The 16,816-nt window shown below is 66.8% G+C and carries 13 protein-coding genes; 9 read left to right on the plus strand and 4 right to left on the minus strand.

Annotation, left to right across the window (positions count from 1 at the left end; genetic code table 11):
* Positions 1–20 precede the first annotated feature (20 nt).
* Entirely contained in the window at positions 21–2,630 is a 2,610-nt protein-coding gene (clpB, locus tag ACFJI2_RS06265; protein ID WP_377704238.1) for an ATP-dependent chaperone ClpB, read from the plus strand.
* A 39-nt stretch (positions 2,631–2,669) separates the two neighbouring features.
* Here clpB and ACFJI2_RS06270 read toward each other — a convergent pair whose 3' ends face one another.
* Both ACFJI2_RS06270 and ACFJI2_RS06275 read right to left on the minus strand, forming a co-directional pair.
* The gene (locus ACFJI2_RS06270) at positions 2,670–3,041 is read right to left on the minus strand and encodes a hypothetical protein (protein ID WP_107875458.1); all 372 of its coding nucleotides are present in this window, start codon (positions 3,039–3,041) and stop codon (positions 2,670–2,672) included.
* 16 nt (positions 3,042–3,057) lie between these two features.
* Positions 3,058–4,506: an aldehyde dehydrogenase family protein gene (locus ACFJI2_RS06275; protein WP_377704239.1), complete on the minus strand. Its 1,449-nt coding sequence runs from the start codon at positions 4,504–4,506 to the stop codon at positions 3,058–3,060.
* Positions 4,507–4,636: 130 nt separating this feature from the next.
* Between ACFJI2_RS06275 and ACFJI2_RS06280 the strand changes: the two genes are divergently transcribed.
* On the plus strand, positions 4,637–7,537 hold the full coding sequence (locus tag ACFJI2_RS06280; protein ID WP_377704240.1) for an ATP-binding protein: 2,901 nt from the start codon (positions 4,637–4,639) through the stop codon (positions 7,535–7,537).
* A 20-nt stretch (positions 7,538–7,557) separates the two neighbouring features.
* Here ACFJI2_RS06280 and ACFJI2_RS06285 read toward each other — a convergent pair whose 3' ends face one another.
* On the minus strand, positions 7,558–8,352 hold the full coding sequence (locus ACFJI2_RS06285) for an AraC family transcriptional regulator (RefSeq protein WP_377704241.1): 795 nt from the start codon (positions 8,350–8,352) through the stop codon (positions 7,558–7,560).
* Positions 8,353–8,454: 102 nt separating this feature from the next.
* Here ACFJI2_RS06285 and ACFJI2_RS06290 point away from each other — a divergent pair, with 102 nt between their 5' ends.
* The 7 genes from ACFJI2_RS06290 to ACFJI2_RS06320 all read left to right on the plus strand — a co-directional run bounded on the left by ACFJI2_RS06290 (position 8,455) and on the right by ACFJI2_RS06320 (position 16,172).
* On the plus strand, positions 8,455–9,663 hold the full coding sequence (locus ACFJI2_RS06290) for an MFS transporter (protein WP_377704242.1): 1,209 nt from the start codon (positions 8,455–8,457) through the stop codon (positions 9,661–9,663).
* Between the two features lie 48 nt (positions 9,664–9,711).
* Positions 9,712–10,206, plus strand: a complete 495-nt coding sequence (gene rraA / locus ACFJI2_RS06295) for a ribonuclease E activity regulator RraA (protein WP_377704243.1) — start codon at positions 9,712–9,714, stop codon at positions 10,204–10,206.
* A gap of 53 nt (positions 10,207–10,259) precedes the next feature.
* The gene (locus ACFJI2_RS06300; RefSeq protein WP_377704244.1) at positions 10,260–10,964 is read left to right on the plus strand and encodes an Rpn family recombination-promoting nuclease/putative transposase; all 705 of its coding nucleotides are present in this window, start codon (positions 10,260–10,262) and stop codon (positions 10,962–10,964) included.
* A 486-nt stretch (positions 10,965–11,450) separates the two neighbouring features.
* Entirely contained in the window at positions 11,451–12,707 is a 1,257-nt protein-coding gene (gene aceA, locus ACFJI2_RS06305) for an isocitrate lyase (RefSeq protein ID WP_377704245.1), read from the plus strand.
* Between the two features lie 68 nt (positions 12,708–12,775).
* On the plus strand, positions 12,776–13,972 hold the full coding sequence (gene rlmJ / locus ACFJI2_RS06310; RefSeq protein WP_377704246.1) for a 23S rRNA (adenine(2030)-N(6))-methyltransferase RlmJ: 1,197 nt from the start codon (positions 12,776–12,778) through the stop codon (positions 13,970–13,972).
* A gap of 76 nt (positions 13,973–14,048) precedes the next feature.
* On the plus strand, positions 14,049–15,329 hold the full coding sequence (locus ACFJI2_RS06315) for an EAL and HDOD domain-containing protein (RefSeq protein WP_377704247.1): 1,281 nt from the start codon (positions 14,049–14,051) through the stop codon (positions 15,327–15,329).
* A 69-nt stretch (positions 15,330–15,398) separates the two neighbouring features.
* Entirely contained in the window at positions 15,399–16,172 is a 774-nt protein-coding gene (locus ACFJI2_RS06320) for a substrate-binding periplasmic protein (RefSeq protein ID WP_377704248.1), read from the plus strand.
* A gap of 100 nt (positions 16,173–16,272) precedes the next feature.
* Here ACFJI2_RS06320 and ACFJI2_RS06325 read toward each other — a convergent pair whose 3' ends face one another.
* Complete coding sequence (locus tag ACFJI2_RS06325; protein ID WP_377704249.1) at positions 16,273–16,761, minus strand: GNAT family N-acetyltransferase; 489 nt, start codon at positions 16,759–16,761, stop codon at positions 16,273–16,275.
* Between the last annotated feature and the right edge of the window lie 55 nt (positions 16,762–16,816).

Consider the following 16,816-nt stretch of genomic DNA (forward strand, 5'->3'; position numbering starts at 1 on the left):
CCAATACAGGAGCATTTCAAATGCGGCAAGACAAACTCACTACCAAACTGCAGGAAGCCCTGGCCGACGCGCAAAGCCTGGCCGTGGGTAACGACAACCCCTACATCGAACCGGTGCACCTGCTGGTTGCCCTGATCAACCAGGACGACGGCAGCGCGCGCTCGCTGCTGCAGCGCGCCGGCGTCAACGTCAACGGCCTGACCAACGCCCTGAAAGCGTCGCTGGAGCGCCTGCCCAAGGTGTCCGGCACCAGCGGCGACGTGCAGGTCAGCCGCGAGCTGATCGGCGTGCTGAACCTGTCCGACAAGGAAGCGCAAAAGCGCGGCGACCAGTTCGTCTCCAGCGAGATGATCTTGCTGGCGCTGGCGGACGACAAATCCGACGCCGGCAAGCTGTCGCGCGAAAACGGCCTGACCCGCAAGGCGCTGGAAGCGGCCATCGACACCGTGCGCGGCGGCGGCAAGGTCGACTCGGCCGAGGCCGAAGGCCAGCGCGAGGCGCTGAAAAAATACACGCTGGACCTGACCGAGCGCGCCCGCGCCGGCAAGCTGGACCCGGTGATCGGCCGCGACGACGAGATCCGCCGCGCCATCCAGGTGCTGCAGCGCCGTACCAAGAATAATCCCGTGCTGATCGGCGAACCGGGCGTGGGCAAGACCGCCATTGTCGAAGGCCTGGCGCAGCGCATCGTCAACAACGAAGTGCCGGACTCGCTGCGCGGCAAGCGCGTGCTGTCGCTGGACATGGCCGCGCTGCTGGCCGGCGCCAAGTACCGCGGCGAATTCGAGGAACGCCTGAAGTCCGTGCTGAAGGAACTGGCCATGGACGAGGGCCAGACCATCGTCTTCATCGACGAGCTGCACACCATGGTGGGCGCAGGCAAGGCCGAAGGCGCCATGGACGCGGGCAATATGCTCAAGCCGGCGCTGGCGCGCGGCGAGCTGCACTGCCTGGGTGCGACCACGCTGGACGAATACCGCAAATACATCGAGAAGGACGCCGCGCTGGAGCGCCGCTTCCAGAAGATCCTGGTCGACGAGCCGACCGTGGAAGCGACCATCGCCATCCTGCGCGGCCTGCAGGACAAGTATGAACTGCACCACAAGGTGGACATCACCGACGCGGCCATCATCGCGGCGGCCGAGCTGTCGCACCGCTACATCACGGACCGCTTCCTGCCCGACAAGGCGATCGACCTGATCGACGAAGCCGCGTCCAAGATCAAGATCGAGATCGATTCCAAGCCGGAGGTGATGGACAAGCTGGAACGCCGCCTGATCCAGCTGAAGATCGAGAAGGAAGCCGTGAAGAAGGAAAAGGACGAGGCTTCGCGCCGCCGCCTGGACCTGATCGACGAGGAAATCGCCAAGCTGCAGCGCGAGTACAACGACTTCGAGGAAATCCTGAAGGCCGAGAAGGCCAATGTGCAAGGCACCACGCATATCAAGGAAGAGATCGAGCGCATCCGCCAGCAGATGGAGGAAGCCACGCGCGCCTCGAACTGGCAGCGTGTGTCCGAACTCCAGTACGGCAAGCTGCCGGAGCTGGAGTCGCAGCTGAAGCAGGCCGAAAGCGCCAGCGGCGCGGCCGACGGCAAGGACAAGCCCAAGCTGCTGCGCACCCAGGTGGGGGCGGAGGAAATCGCCGAAGTGGTGTCGCGCGCGACCGGCATCCCGGTGTCGCGCATGATGCAGGGCGAGCGCGACAAGCTGCTGCACATCGAAGAGAAGCTGCACGAGCGCGTGGTGGGGCAGGACGAGGCCATCAACGCGGTGGCGGACGCCATCCGCCGCTCGCGCGCCGGCCTGGCCGATCCGAACCGTCCGTACGGCTCCTTCATGTTCCTGGGACCGACCGGCGTCGGCAAGACCGAGCTGACCAAGGCGCTGGCATCCTTCCTGTTCGACACGGAGGAATCGCTGATCCGCCTGGACATGAGCGAATTCATGGAGAAGCACTCGGTGGCCCGCCTGATCGGCGCGCCGCCCGGCTACGTGGGCTACGACGAGGGCGGCTACCTGACCGAAGCGGTGCGCCGCAAGCCGTACAGCGTGATCCTGCTCGACGAGATCGAGAAGGCGCACCCGGACGTGTTCAACGTGCTGCTGCAGGTGCTGGACGACGGCCGCATGACCGACGGCCAGGGCCGCACCGTGGACTTCAAGAACACCGTCGTCATCATGACGTCCAACCTGGGTTCGCAGAAGATCCAGTCGATGGAGGATTCCGATCCGGCGCTGGTGAAGCTGTCGGTGATGGCCGAGGTGCGTTCGCACTTCCGTCCCGAGTTTGTCAATCGCATCGACGAGATCGTGGTGTTCCACGGCCTGGACGAGAAGAACATCGGCGCCATTGCCAAGATCCAGCTGCACATCCTGGAACAGCGCCTGGCGCGCATGGAGATGGCGCTGCAGGTGACCGACGGCGCGCTGCAGAAGATCGCCGAGGCGGGCTACGATCCGGTGTATGGCGCGCGCCCGCTCAAGCGCGCGATCCAGCAGCAGATCGAGAACCCCCTGTCGCGCCTGATCCTGGAAGGCCGCTTCGGACCGAAGGACACCATCCACGTCGACGAACGCAACGGCGCCCTGGTGTTCAGCGCCGACGGCAAGGAAGCGACCGTCGCGTAGGGCGGATTAGCGGGGCAGCGCCCCGCGTAATCCGCCATGCTAGCGCGCCTCGCCCCCGAAATCCTCCACCTCATAGCGGTCCAGAAAACGCCTCGGCTCACGCCGGGGCAGTCCGCTGTCTGCCATCGCGAAGCGCAGCCGCTGCGCTTCCATCTCCTCTATCGTGCGCCGCACATACGCGCCCAGCGACTGGCGCGTGGTGCACTTCTGCCACATCGGATAACGCCCGCTGACGCGGTAGCCGTCCAGGTACTCGATCTCGAAATCGCACTCGAAATAGTCCAGCGGACCGGCGGCCCAGCTGCGCAGCAGCTTGTCGGCCGACACGAAAGAGCCGAGGACGGCCATCGTATGGGCGCGTTCCTGGCGGATGCGGATTTTGGCGACGCCTACTTTTTCTTCCTGGTGCATGGCATGCTCGCGAAGGTCAATGCCGCATTTCGCCATCTACCTGCCGCCACAGCTGCAGCGGGTTGGCGTCCTGCAGCGCGGCGGGCAGCAGGCTCGATGGCACGTCGAGGTAAAACACGGGACGCAGAAAACGCGCAATCGCCTGGGCGGCGGTGGCCCCGTTATAAATCGGCATGGAGGTGAAGCTGTTCACGTTGACGTGGCGCGCCATGCGCTCGAGCTGCGGCATCAGGCGCGCGGCCAGCGCGGTATCGCCGTCGGCCATCTGCAGGCCCGCCACCAGCTGCCGGCCCAGCAGGGCGGCCACCGCCAGCAGTTCCTCCGGGCAGGCGCAGCGCAGCAGCAGGCCCGACGGGCCGGGGTGTTCGTCGGCCAGCGCCGGCGTGGTCAGCAGGCTGGACGCTTCGGCCTCCACGAACACCGCGCGCGCGCCGCGGCGCCCGCCGCCTGCCTCCGCCGCGCCTTCGGCCAGCACTTCCACGCGGTGTTCGCGCAGCAGGCGCTCCACGGTGTCCGCATGTCCTTGCCGGGCGCCCGCGCTGGCCAGCGCCACCGGCGGCATGGCCAGCACGCCGTCGATGATGGTCTCCCTTAAGTCTATATAGCCGTCGCCCTCTATCGCCACTACAATGCCGGGTTTGAACATGCTGTGCGCGGTGCCGGGATTGAATTGCTTCAGCAGTTGCTGGCCCAGGTGCTCGGCGCGCGCGTTCAGCGCATGCGGCAGGATGAACACGGGATTGCTGCTGGCGATATCGAGCAGCACCGGGATGGGGTCGGCCCGGTCCAGGCTGCGCCGCATCAGTTCCAGGCCTTCGTCGCGCCCGCCCGCGTAGGTAGCGGCCTTGATGTCCGGATGCGTGACCAGCGCGCTTGCGCTGCCCGTGTCATCCGCCACCAGGCTGTATACGCCTCCCGGCAAGCCGGTCGCGCGCACCGCCGCTGCAATGGCTTCGCCCAGCAGCGCACTGGTGCGCGGATGGGCTGCGCTGCCGCGCACCACCACCGGGCAGCCGGCAGCCAGCGCGGCGATCACGTCGGCCGCTGCTGCCGCATACACCGGCGCGGCGCAGGCATGGCCGGTGCCCAGCACGGCCACCGGCCCCAGCGCGATATTCTGCACGCGCTGGTCCGGCGGCGCGGTTTCGATGGCGGCACCTAGCCAGTGGCTGCGGCGCAGCACCGCGTTGAAGGCACGCAGCTGTTGCAGCGCCGCGTCGTGCTCCATGGCAACGGATGCGGCCCCGTCGCCCAGTTCGTCCCTGGCGCTGGCGGCAATGGCGCCGCGCGCGGCTTCAAGGTGAAATGAGATCAGTTCGAGCAGCCGGCAGCGCTCGGCTACGCTGCTATGGCGAAAGTCGGCGGCGGCGCTGTCGGCGCGGCGCGCGGCCAGGTCCAGGCTGGCCCAGGCATGGGGGGCCATTGGAGAAGGAAGCGGAGCCTCGGAGGTGGTCGGGTTGTTCACTAGGGCATGCCTTTGGGTGGTCTGTAGCGCTTAAATATTGTAAAAACTATTCCGTGCAGCGGTTAATAAATTCTTGTAAATTGGCGTTAAATATCCTTAAGGGATAGGCGCCGGCCATACCGACGACACAATGACATCCACCGATACCGCTATCTTGTTTGGCGCCTACCGCCTGGTGCCGTCCGAACGCGCGCTGTTTAACGGCGGGCAGCCGGTTCGGCTGAGCGGACGCGCCTTCGACTTGCTGGTGGCGCTGGTGGAGCGGCCCGGTGAAGTGCTGAGCAAGGACGAGCTGATCGCACGGGTGTGGCCCAGCACCTGCGTCGAAGAGGGCAATCTGCGCGTGCATATCGGCGCGCTGCGCAAGGTGCTGCACGACGCCGGCGGCAGCCTGTACGTGGAAAACGTGGTGGGACGGGGCTACAGTTTCGTGGCGCCGGTGCGCCGCATTACGCACCGCGATGCGTCCTCGCCATCGGCATCGGCATCGGCATCGGCATCGGCGCCGGAAAACGTTTCGGCCGCCGGCGCCATCCCGGCTACGCCGCCCATGCCACCCATGCCTGCGATGCCGCCTACCCGCATCGTCGGCCGCGGCGACACCCTGCAGCTACTGGCGGCGCAAGTGCCGCGGCGGCGCCTGGTGAGCGTGGTGGGGCCGGGCGGCATGGGTAAGACCACGGTGGCCGTGGCCGCCAGCGCGCAACTGGCGCAGGCCTTCACGCACGGCGTGTTCCTGGTCGACCTGGCCCCATTGACCGACGGCGCCCAGGTCGCCAGCGCGCTGGCGCTGGCATTAGGCATGCCGGCGATGTCCAGCGACCCGGTGGCGGCGCTGGCCGCGCACTTGCACGATATGCATGCGCTGCTGGTATTCGACAATTGCGAACACGTGATCGACAGCGTGGCCGCCCTGGCCGAGCGCCTGCTGCGCCAGACGCCGCGCATGCACGTGCTGGCTACCAGCCGCGAGCCGCTGCGGGCGGAAGCCGAATGGGTGCACCGCCTGCCGCCGCTGGCCTTGCCGCCGCTGCCGGCGGCCGGTTGCCCCGTCATGCACTTCGCCGCGCCGGCGCTGGCCGAACTGGCCGCCACGCCGGCAGTGCAGCTTTTCGTCGAACGCGCCACGGCGGGCATGGACAGCTTCCGCCTGGGCGAAGACAATGCCGCCGCCGTGGCCGACATCTGCCGCCGCCTGGACGGCATCCCGCTGGCGATCGAGCTGGCGGCGGGCCGGGCCGAGTTCTTCGGCGTGCACGGCCTGGCCGAGCGGTTGGAGGATTGCTTCACCGTGCTCACACGCGGCCGACGCACCGCCTTGCCGCGCCACCAGACGCTGCGCGCCACACTGGACTGGAGCTACGACATGCTCAGCCCCGTGGAGCAGGCTGTCCTGCGCCGCTTCGCCATCTTCCGCGCACCGTTCACGCTGGTGTGCGCGGCCGAACTGGTGCAGTGCGACGACATCCGCGCGGCCGATGTGCTGGACTGCATTGCAAACCTGGCCGCCAAGTCCCTGATTTCGGCGGATACCAGCGGCGACGTGATGCTGTACCGCCTGCTCGGCACGACGCGCGCCTATGCGCTGGAGAAGCTGCGCGCCAGCGGCGAGCTGGAATGGGTGGCGCGGCGTTATGTCCGCCGCTGCTGCGACTTCCTGCGCCCGGCGCAGGGCGATCTTCAGCGTCTGTCGCCGTCCGACTGGCTGGCAGCGTATGGCCGTGGCATCGACCACGTGCGGGCGGCGCTGGACTGGAGCTTTGGCGCGGACCTGGCGCTGGGCCTGGAGCTGTGCGCCGTGTCGGCGCCGCTGTGGTATCAGCTGTCGCTGATGGGAGAATATCGCGGCCACCTGCAGCAGGCCTTGCGGCTGGCGCGCGCGGCCGAATGCGCAGGCCGTGAGGTGCTGTCGCCGCAGCTGGAAATGCCGCTGGCCCTCGGGCTGGGCCATGCGCTGCTGCATGCCGGCGACCAGGCCGACAGCGCCGAACGTTGCAGCGCCTTCGCGCGCGCGCTCGACCTGGCGCAGCAGGCCGGCGACCATGCCAGCTGCATGGGCGCCCTGTGGGGCTGCTATACCGACGCTATCTTCAACGGCGACTACCAGCTGGCGCTGGGCTACGCGCAGCGCTTCGGTGTGGCGGCCGCCGGCGCCGGCGGTGACATCCACACGCTGGCGCACGCCCGCATGCTGGCCCGCGCCATGCACTATCTCGGCCAGCAGGACACGGCCCGCCGCCATATCGAGTTCGTGATCCGCCATCCGCTCGATGGCCTGCGCCTGGCGCACGGACGCGGCTTCCAGTTCGACCAGCACATTTCCAGCATGGCCATCCACGCCCGCGTGCTGTGGCTGCAAGGCTATCCGGAGCAGGCCATGCAGGCGGCGCGCAGCTGCGTGGGCGAAGGACTGCAGGCCGGCCACGGCATTTCGCTGTGCTTTGCCATACTGGTGGCATGCACCGTGTTTACCTGGTGCGGCGACGAGGCCGAGGGACAGCGCTACGCGGCCATGATGCTGGAACACGCGCACCGCAGCGCACTGCCGCAGTGGCATTTCTGGGGCCGGGCGCACGCCATGGCGCAGCGCCTGCTGCACGGCCATCATCCGCCGCAGGAGTCCGAGCTGTTCGCGCTGCAGCAGGACCCGCACTGCGGCCACCTGCAGGTGGACGTGCTGGCCACGCTGCATCCGCGCCTGCTGTCGGAACGGGCGATAGCGCGGGCGGAGAGCGGCAGCGCCGCGTGGTGCCGTCCCGAAGTCATGCGCGGCTGGGGAGAGACACTGTGCGAATCGGGATCGGAAGCGCAGGCCGAGCACCTGTTCGAACGCAGCATGGCGATAGCGGCGGAGCAGGGCGCGGGCGGCTGGGCGCTGCGCGCGGCCACCAGCCTTGCGCGGCTGCGTTGGTCGCAGGGAAGGCGGGCGGAGGCATGCGCGCCGCTGGAAGCGGTCTACAGCCGCTACAGCGAAGGCCATGCCACGCGCGACCTGCGCCTGGCCCGCGGCCTGCTCGATGAGTTGAGTTAATCGTTGAATTAACCGTTGAATTAAGGGTTTTCGGTAAAGAATGCGGACGGCGTGGTGCCGAATGTTTTCTTGAACATGGCTGAAAAGGCCGACTGGCTGGTGTAGCCCAGCTGCTCCGCCACCTGCGCCAGCGGCAGGCCGCGCGCGATCAGCGGCGCCGCATGCGCCAGCCGCACCTGCTGGCGCCACTGACCGAAGGTCAGTCCGAGCTCGCGCTCGAACAGGCGCGCCAGCGTGCGTCCGGATGCGCCCACCTGCTGCGCCCAGTGCTCCAGCGTCTGCGGCGAGGCGGGATCGTCCATCAGCGCCGCGCACAGCACCTTGAGGCGCTTGTCCTCCGGCAGCGGCACGCGGATAGGGCGCGTGGCCGAGCGTGCCAGTTCGTCCAGGATCAGCTCCGCCAGCAGTGCCTCGCGCGCCGGCTCCGTGCCCGGGTCCAGCTGCTCCAGCGCCACGATCAGCTCGCGCAGCAAGCTGGATACCTCCAGCACCTTGCACTCCGAGCCCGCGAACGGCGCGCGGTCGGCCAGCACGCACAGCGGCCGCAGGCGCGCCTTCTCCAGCACCGTCACCGCATGTTCCACGTGCGGCGCGATCCAGATCGCCCGCAGCGGCGGCACGATCCAGCTGCTGTTGTTGGCGGTCACCCGCACCACGCCTTCCAGCGCGTAGGTTACCTGGCCCCAGGCGTGGCTGTGCGGCGCCATGAATTCGGCCGCTTCCAGGTCGCGCGCCCGCAGCGTCACGGGACGCCCGGCGTTTGGCTCGTTGCGGGGATGATAATGGTTGGTGTGGGTGACGACAGGGACGGACATGGCGTGCCTTGGCAGAATCGCGACAAAAGATGTCAGCCTATCTTAAATCAGCCGGTGCCGGATTGATACACTGGATTTCGCACTCACAACCCTGGAGTACCCATGAGCACCGCAAGCTTGCGGCAGGATGCGCGCGTGATCGGCCTGGTCGGCTTCGCGCACGGCACCTCGCACTTTTACCATCTGATCCTGGCCGCGCTGTTCCCCTGGCTCAAACCGGAATTCAACCTGTCGTATGCCGAACTGGGGTTGCTGATGACGGTGTTCTTTGTCGTCTCCGGCGTTGGCCAGGCGCTGGCCGGCTTCGTGGTGGACCGCTTCGGCGCGCGCGCCGTGTTGTGCTCCGGCATTGCGCTGCTGGGCGTATCCGCGCTGGCGCTGGCCGCCGCGCCCAACTATTCCATGCTGCTGGCGGGCGCCATGCTGGCAGGCGTGGGCAACAGCGTATTCCATCCGGCCGATTACACGCTCCTGAACCAGCGCGTGTCGAAGGCGCGCCTGGCGCACGGCTTCTCGGTGCACGGCATCAGCGGCAATATCGGCTGGGCGCTGTCGCCCATCTTCATGACCTTCGTCACCACCTTGTCCGGCTGGCGCACCGCGCTGCTGTGCGCTGCCGTGCTGCCCTTCATCGTGCTTGCCGTCCTGTTCCTGAACCGCCACGCGCTGCGGCCCGATCCCATCGTGCGCGCGGCGCCGGGGCAGCCAGCAGGCGGCTCGCTGGCCTTCCTGGGCCTGAGATCGGTGTGGATGTGCTTTGCCTTCTTCTTCATCTCCGCGCTGGCGCTGGCGGGCATCCAGAGCTTCGCGTCCACTGCGCTGGTGGACTTGTACGGCATGTCGCTGGGCTGGGCCACGTCGGCCTACACCGCCTACATGGCCGCCTCGGCGGCTGGCATGGCGCTGGGCGGCTTCCTCGGCGCACGCAACACCAACCATGACCGCACCATCACCATCGCCTTCGGCGGTGCCGCCGCGCTGGCGATCGTGGTGGCGCTGGCCCTGGTGCCGGCCTGGATGGCGGTGGTGCTGATGGGGGCCATCGGTTTCGCGTCCGGCATTGCCGGCCCGTCGCGCGACCTCTTGATCCGCGCCGCCGCGCCGCCCAACGCCACCGGGCGCGTGTTCGGCGTGGTCTATTCGGGGCTCGACAGCGGCCTGTCGGTGGGGCCGCTGGTGTTCGGCGCGCTGATGGACGCGCACCATCCGTCCTGGGTATTCGTGTTTATCGGCGCCTTCCAGGCGCTGGCCATCGCCACGGCCGTGGGTGTGGGCAGCAATACGCGGGCGCTGCGCCTGCAAAAGGCTTAGAATCTGCTCAACCGATTACCGATTACCGATAAGCGAGCCGGAGATTCCATGAACTTTGCCACCACCGACCTGTGCGACGACAATGCCGAACTGCTGGAGGACGGTACGCTGTCCGTGCTGCCGCCCGTGTACCAGCACTACGGCCTGCACAGGAAATTCAGCGGCCGCGCCACCACCCTGAAAGTCTTTGAGGACAACGCGCTGGTGCGCAGCACCCTGGAGACGCAGGGCAACGGCAACGTGCTGGTGGTGGACGGTGGCGGCAGCCTGCGGCGCGCACTGGTGGGCGGGCAGCTAGGCCTGCTGGCGCAGAACAATGGCTGGGCGGGCATCGTGGTGCACGGCTGCATCCGCGACGTCGACGAAATCAACGCCTGCGCCGTCGGCGTGCGCGCCTTGGGGGCGCATCCGCAAAAGAGCGCCAAGCAGGGCGAAGGCGCGCGCGACGTGCGCATCCAGATCAGCGGCGTCGCTGTCCATCCCGGCGACTGGATCTACGCCGACGCGGACGGCATCCTCGTCTCCCAAAAACAGCTCGCCTGAACTTCCCGCGTCCCGGGCGCATTTGATCGCGCCCAAACTCCCTGCACCGCTGGATGGCGCTGCGCATGCAGGTTTATGTTGGCTTGCTGTATCAGGACCTGATCAGGCGGCATAAGCTGGGCCGCAGCGGGCGGCTGCCTCCGGTGCTGCCCATTGTGCTTTACGGCGGGCGCCGTGCCTGGACCGCCAGCCAGGTACTGTCGGATCTGGTATTGCCGGCGCCCGAAGGTCTCGGGTGGCTGCAGGCGGAGCAGCGCTACCTGCTGGTCGACCACCATCGCATGCCAGCGCAGGCGCCATCCGGGCGCAGTCTGGTCGCCGCCTTGTTCGGCTTGCGGCGCTGCCGTTCAAAACAGGCGGCAATCGAGCTACTCAGGGCTATCGGCGCCTGGATTAACGAAGAGCATAACCAACCATTGCGTGAAAGCCTGTCGAGCTGGATTACGCGGTGTTTGCGGCATAAGCTACAACCGAAGGCGTTGGCTGCCAGGGAGGTGCCCATCATGAAAGACAAGGAATTCGATTCGTGGGAGGAGTGCATCCTCGACGAGGCGATGCATGGCCGGGAAGAGGGCCGCGAAGAGGGCAGGGAAGAGGCGCTACGGGTGCTGTTGCTGCGCTTGCTGTCCAGGCGCGCCGGCGGGATGCCGCCTGCTTGGGAGCGGCGTATCGCGGAATCCGGCCTGCCGGATCTGCAAACTTGGGTCGAGGATCTGTTCGACGGCGCCGCGCCGGAGGCGCTGTTCGGCCAGCCATAAAAAAAGCCGCACGCGTCGAGGCAACGGTGCGGCCGATTCGTTCAGGTTGCTTGTCCGGACAAGCGGCCGAACGGGCCTAGCCCCACGCCGGAAAAACCGGATACCGCTTTCAGCGTCGACATCATCCGGTTCCACGCGGCGCCAGGCTGCTGTGGTTTTTAGAGTAGCTTCAGATTAGCAGACTCTCTCCAATTGTCACATTGTATTTTCTTACGATAACTTCCATTCCAATTTGGAAAGTTAGATGGCTCTGCGACACTTTTCATGTGGCGAGAAAATGGTTCCACGATGTGGGATGGCATGCGGCTGTGCGTCATTTCCTTGCTTTCACGGGAAGGAATTTCATTCCGAAGCATGAAATCGCCGACGTAAGTGTTTGAATCCATGAGAACAATGCGCGCATGTGTGTCTTATATAAGACCCGTGCTGCGCTGAACAATTGGTCCTATGATGGTGGGTAAAGGATTACACCAATAGGAGAGCATCATGGCAACTCGGGAACAGCAGGGGGCGGCCCTGCAAGCAGAATGGGACAGCAATCCGCGGTGGCAAGGCATCACGCGCAGCTACCGGGCCGACGACGTGGTGCGCCTGCGCGGCTCGCTGAAAATCGAGCACACCGTAGCGCAGCGCGGCGCCGAAAAACTGTGGCGGCTGCTGCACGGCGCACCTTACGTCAGCGCCCTTGGCGCCTTGACGGGCAACCAGGCAATTCAACAGGTGAAAGCCGGCCTGAAGGCGATCCACCTGTCCGGCGAAGCCTATCCCGATCAGCCGCCCGAGCCGGCCAATCCGGTATCTGCCATGGTGCGCCGCGTTAGCCACGCCTTGCAGCGCGCCGACCAGATCCAATGGTCCGAAGGCAGCGACAGCATCGACTACTTCGTTCCCATCGTGGCCGACGCCGAAGCCGATTGCGGCGGCGCGCTCAAGGCCTACGAGCTGATGCAGTCCATGATAGAAGCGGGCGCCGCCGGGGTGCACTTCGACGACCAGCTGGCAGCGGTGAAACAGTGCGGCCACATGGGCGGCAAGGTACTGGTGCCCACCCGCGAGGCGGTCGAGAAGCTGACCGCCGCCCGGCTGGCCGCCGACGTGATGGGCACGCCGACGCTGCTGATTGCGCGCACCGACGCCGAAGCGGCCGGCTTGCTCAGCTCGGACATCGACGCCAACGACAAGCCCTTCTGCACCGGCGAGCGCACGGTGGAAGGCTACTATCGCGTGCGGCCCGGCCTGGAGCAGGCCGTTGCCCGCGCGCTGGCCTACGCCCCCTATGCCGACCTGCTCTGGTGCGAGACCGGCAAGCCGGACCTGATGTTCGCCAAGCGCTTCGCCGAAGCTGTCCACGCCAGGTTCCCGGGCAAGATGCTGGCCTATAACTGCTCGCCCTCGTTCAACTGGAAGAAGCACCTGGACGACACCACCATCGCCAAGTTCCAGGCCGAACTGGGCGCCATGGGCTATCGCTTCCAGTTCGTCGCGCAGGCCGGCTTCCATGCGCAGAACCACGGCATGTTCAACCTGGCCCACGGCTACGCGCGGCGCCAGATGCCGGCCTTCGTGGAGTTGCAGGAAGCCGAATACGCCGCCGCGGCCAGGGGCTACACGGCCGCCAGGCACCAGCGCGAGGGTGGGGCCGGCTATGCCGGCGCGGTGGTGCAGGCCATCCTGCAAGGCCTCCGGCCCGGCCCGGCGCCCCAGGACGGGCAGTTCTTCGCGCCGCCGCAGATGGTGGCGTAGGACGGCGCAGGGGCCTCCTTAGGTATAATGCACCCTTGCAGCATCATCTTTAAGGAAATCCCCACACCATGTTCAGTTACCGCCACGCCTTCCACGCCGGCAACCACGCCGATGTGCTCAAGCATTTCGTGCTGGTCCAGCTGCTTCAGTATATGAACCAGAAGGACACCGCCTACAGCTACATCGACACCCATGCCGGCGCGGGCGTGTATGCGCTGGACGGCAATTTCGCGTCCAAGAACGCCGAGTACGAAACCGGTATCGGTCCGCTGTGGGAGCGCACCGACATGCCGCCGGCGCTGGCGGAATACGTGGACCTGATCAAGGCCATGAACCCGAGCGGCAAGATGCGCTACTACCCCGGCTCGCCGTACTGCGCCGACCAGGTGGCGCGCGAGCAGGACCGCCTGCGCCTGTTCGAGCTGCACCCGGCCGACTCGAAAATCCTGACCGATAACTTCCGCAAACTCGACGAACACAAGGCCGCGCAAGGCATCCGCTCCTCCGTGCGCGGCAAGCGCGTGCTGGTGACGCGCGGCGACGGCTTCCATGAACTGAAAGGCCTGCTGCCGCCGCCATCGCGCCGCGCGGTGGTGCTGTGCGACCCGCCGTACGAGGACAAGCAGGATTACCGCAAGGTGGTCGACATGCTGAACGACGCCACCAAGCGTTTCCCGGCCGGCACCTATGCGATCTGGTACCCGATCCTGCAGCGCATCGAGGCGCGCAACTTCGCCGAGCGCATGAAGCACATCAAGGGCACCGAGTGGCTGAACGTGACGCTGACCATCCGCACGCCGGGGCCGGACGGCTTCGGCGGCCTGCACAGCAGCGGCATGTTCATCGTCAATCCGCCTTTCACGCTGGAAGCCACGCTCAAGGAAGTGATGCCCTACCTGGTGGAAGTGCTGGGCGAAGACGCCGGCGCCAGCTTCGTGCTGGAGTCCGGCAATGCGGCCACCGCGCCGCGCGCGGCCTCGCTGCAGCAGGCCGAGAACAATCCTCGCGGCGGCCTGCGCGCGCCGATCTCGCCGCGCGCCATCGGTCCGGGCGGCAGCCTGCGCGGCAACAACGCACCCGCGCCGCGCGGCAGCCTGCGCACCTCCTCGCGTCCCGGCTCGCCCGGCGCCGGGGCAGGGACGGGCCGTCCCGGTTCGCCCGGCGCCAGCTACAGCCGTCCGGCAGGCGCCAAGCCGGCCGCCAAACTGGGCACCGACGGCCCGCGCACGACCACGCCACGCAACACCAAGCCGCGCCGCCCATAATTTGCGGTAATAAAATATTGGCAAGACTGTATCAAAAGGTATAGTCTTACGATAACACCGCAGATTGGGGCAGCCCATGACCATCGCTTCGCCGCTACAGATTGCGCCTGCGCTCGCCAACCATTTCTACCTGGCGCGCCAGCCCATCCTCAACCGCAGCCAGCGCCTGGTCGCCTACGAGCTGCTGTTCCGCAACGCGGACACCGACAAGGCCGACGTCACCGACGACGCTGCCGCCACCGCCACCGTGATCGCCCACGCGTCCGAACTGGGCATGGGACAGGTGGTCGGCGACCGGATGGCCTTCGTCAATGTCGATAAGGTGGGCCTGATGAGCGACTTCATCCGCTTCCTGCCGAACGACAAAGTCATCCTCGAAATCCTGGAGACCGTGCAAGCCACGCCGGACGTGCTGGCGCGCGTGCTCGAGCTCAAGGAAGCGGGCTTTCGCTTCGCGCTGGACGACGTGGTGAGCGAGTCCGACGACGTGAGCAAGCTGCAGCCGATGATGGACGTGATCAAGGTCGACATCCACCACATGCGGCCCGAGCGCCTGAGCGCGCTGGCCGGCTCCATGCGCCACACCAACCAGAAGCTGCTGGCCGAGAAGGTCGAGACGGTGGAGGAGTTCCAGCAATGCATGGACCTCGGCTTCGAATATTTCCAGGGCTATTATTTCGCGCGGCCAGTGATCCTGAGCGGCAAGAAGATCACGCCGTCGCAGCTGTCCATCCTCAACCTGCTGAACCTGCTCGGCTCGGACGCCGAGCAGCGCGAGCTCGAGCGCAGCGTCAAGCACGACCCGCTGATCACGCTGAACCTGCTGCGCCTGGTGAACACGCCGTCGGTGGGTGCGCGCTTCCGCATCAACTCTGTCGGGCACGCGCTGATCGTGCTGGGCCGCCGCCAGCTGCAGCGCTGGCTGCAGATCCTGCTGTACGTGCGCACCGGGCAGAAGCCCGAGTTCGATTCGCCGCTGCTGCAGATGGCCACCACGCGCGGCAAGACGCTGGAGCTGATGGTGGAACGCATGCGCCCCGGCCAGCGCACCAGCGCCGACATCGGCTTCACGGTAGGCGTGATGTCGCTGATGGACACCTTGTTCTCGGTGAAGATGGACGAGATCCTCGACAGCGTCAACGTGCTGGACGAAGTGCGCGGCGCCTTGCTGGCGCGGCACGGCGAATACGGCCGCATGCTCACGCTGGTCGAGCACATCGAGCGGCTGGAGGAGGCCGGCGAGCCTGCCGTGCTGGGCCGCATGCTGCAGGAGATGAATTTGTCGCCGGCGGAGCTGTACGCCATCCAGGTGGCGGCCTTCGAGTGGGTGAACGATTACACGGCCGGCGTACATTGACGGCGGGGCCGCGCCATGCCAACCCTTTGCCATCGCAGCCTCTTTGCGCGCCGCCTTGCCGCTGGCAGCTTGCTAGCCTGGGCGTGCGCAGGCCTGTGCAGCGCCGCCGGCGGGCAGGCCAAGGCCGGCCCTGCCTGTCCTTCACGGCCCATCGTATTCGGCCTGTACGAATTCGGCCGCTTCTATCATGACGGCGCGGGGCTGGACAAGGACATCGCCGAATTGCTGGCCGAGCGCAGCGGCTGCCGTTTTGAATACCGGGTGATGATGCGCGGCCGCATCTGGCAGGAGATGCAGGGCGGCAGCGTGGACATGACCTTGTCCGCCATCGCCACCGCCGAGCGCAAGGTGTTTGCCTGGGCCGTGCCCTACCTATGGATGAAGAACATGATCATCCTGCGCAAGGAAGTCAGCCCCGGCATCCGCTCGCCGGCCGACTTCATCGCCGCGCCCAACCTGCGCCTGGGCGTGGCGCGCGGCCACTTCCCCGGCAAGCCCTTCGACGGCTTCGTGGCGCAACTGCGCAACATCGCCCGCGTGGATGAAATCGACAGCACCGAGCAGCTGTACGCCATGTTCAAGGCGGGCCGTTTCCAGGCCGTGCTGGGCACGCAGCTGGTGTACTCGCAATACCTGCGCGAGGACAAGGTGCGGATCGAAGACTGGGCGCCGGCACTGTCGCGCGAGGCGGCCAATCTGCTGATCAGCAAAAAGCACTTTAGTGCCGACGACGCCAGGCGCTGGGGCGAGCTGATGAAAGAACTGCAGGCCGACGGCAGCGTGCAGCGCATGCTGGAGCGCTACGTCCCGCCCGCCGAGGCGGCCCGCATGCTGGCGCCCTAGCCGCGCCGCCTGCCCCTGCGCGAGAGCTGATGCCGCAGGCCGGCCGCAATTGCCCGGGCGATCTGGCGTGGAATACAGGCGTACAGGACGAGCGGCTCCATCAGGCGCCGGGGGGCAGCCATTCCATCTTCTGTACCTTGATCTCCGGATAGCTCGCCAGCGGCTCCCATTCGGGCAGGAAGGAAAAGCCCAGCTTGCGGTAGAAGGCGGCCGCGCGCGCGTTCTCGGGGGCCACGTCCAGCACCACGCGGCGGTGGCCCTGCGCCACGGCGCGCTCCAGCAGGGTTTGCACCAGCGCGGCAGCCACCGGCGTGCCCCGGAATTCAGGCTTGACCCACATGCCGATCAGATTGCATTCCTGTTTGTCGCTTACTGCGCGGGCCGCCATGCCGGTGGCCTGTTCGCCGTCGAAGGCCAGCAGGAATTCGGTGCCGTTGCGGGCCGAGGCGCGCTCCTGCCACTGCGCGTCCGTGTAAGCGGCGGCGCTGGCGTGGGTGACGCCGAAGGCAGTCGGCGCATCCAGCAGCGCGGCCAGGCGGATGGCTTTCAGGGTTTTCCAGTCTGATTCAGTTGTCGGTCGTATGATCATGAGCGGTGTAGTGAAGAGCAAGCAGGAGCTGAAGCATACCAGCCGCCGTGGTGTA

Origin of the sequence: Pseudoduganella sp. UC29_71 (assembly GCF_042693265.1) — a bacterium.
Taxonomy (GTDB): Bacteria; Pseudomonadota; Gammaproteobacteria; order Burkholderiales; family Burkholderiaceae_D; genus Rugamonas.

Coding starts and splice junctions, on each gene's coding strand:
- clpB (WP_377704238.1), top strand. CDS start 21: ATGCGGCAAGACAAACTCACTACCAAACTGCAGGAAGCCCTGGCCGAC.
- ACFJI2_RS06270 (WP_107875458.1), bottom strand. CDS start 3,041: ATGCACCAGGAAGAAAAAGTAGGCGTCGCCAAAATCCGCATCCGCCAG.
- ACFJI2_RS06280 (WP_377704240.1), top strand. CDS start 4,637: ATGACATCCACCGATACCGCTATCTTGTTTGGCGCCTACCGCCTGGTG.
- ACFJI2_RS06285 (WP_377704241.1), bottom strand. CDS start 8,352: ATGTCCGTCCCTGTCGTCACCCACACCAACCATTATCATCCCCGCAAC.
- ACFJI2_RS06290 (WP_377704242.1), top strand. CDS start 8,455: ATGAGCACCGCAAGCTTGCGGCAGGATGCGCGCGTGATCGGCCTGGTC.
- rraA (WP_377704243.1), top strand. CDS start 9,712: ATGAACTTTGCCACCACCGACCTGTGCGACGACAATGCCGAACTGCTG.
- ACFJI2_RS06300 (WP_377704244.1), top strand. CDS start 10,260: ATGGCGCTGCGCATGCAGGTTTATGTTGGCTTGCTGTATCAGGACCTG.
- aceA (WP_377704245.1), top strand. CDS start 11,451: ATGGCAACTCGGGAACAGCAGGGGGCGGCCCTGCAAGCAGAATGGGAC.
- rlmJ (WP_377704246.1), top strand. CDS start 12,776: ATGTTCAGTTACCGCCACGCCTTCCACGCCGGCAACCACGCCGATGTG.
- ACFJI2_RS06315 (WP_377704247.1), top strand. CDS start 14,049: ATGACCATCGCTTCGCCGCTACAGATTGCGCCTGCGCTCGCCAACCAT.
- ACFJI2_RS06325 (WP_377704249.1), bottom strand. CDS start 16,761: ATGATCATACGACCGACAACTGAATCAGACTGGAAAACCCTGAAAGCC.